1 protein-coding gene is annotated in these 425 nt (G+C 36.0%); it reads left to right on the top strand.

The features are described 5' to 3' along the window. Window positions 1–425 (top strand): glycosyltransferase family 2 protein (locus tag AC1DJR_RS33630; protein ID WP_477004637.1); only part of this gene is annotated, 425 nt, incomplete at both ends.

Genomic DNA, 425 nt, shown 5'->3' with positions numbered 1-425 from the left:
CTTCAACGGACCACTCAGCTGTAAAAATTAAAGAGATGATAGAAGGGGATTCACGAATTCGGTTATTATCATTAGAAGAAAATATGGGGGCTGCTAAAGCTCGGAATATAGCGATTAAAGAAGCGAGAGGAAGGTATATTGCTTTTTTAGATAGTGATGATATTTGGCTACCAAATAAATTGGAGACGCAATTGTTATTTATGGAAGAAACACATGTTGCATTTTCGTATACGTCCTATAGTTTAATAGATGAAAATAATAATGATCTGAATAGAGAGGTGAACGTACCGGAATTTGTTGATTATCATTATTTAGTGGGAAACACAATTATTGGGTGTTTAACAGTGATGCTTGATCGTGAGAAGATTCCTTGTATTGAAATGCCCAGTGTGCAGCCTGAAGATACAGCGTTATGGCTACAATTG

This window comes from Bacillus sp. 05T31, assembly GCF_056396725.1.
Note: the sequence above shows the minus strand (reverse complement) of the source record. Positions and strands in the feature narration are given on the sequence as shown.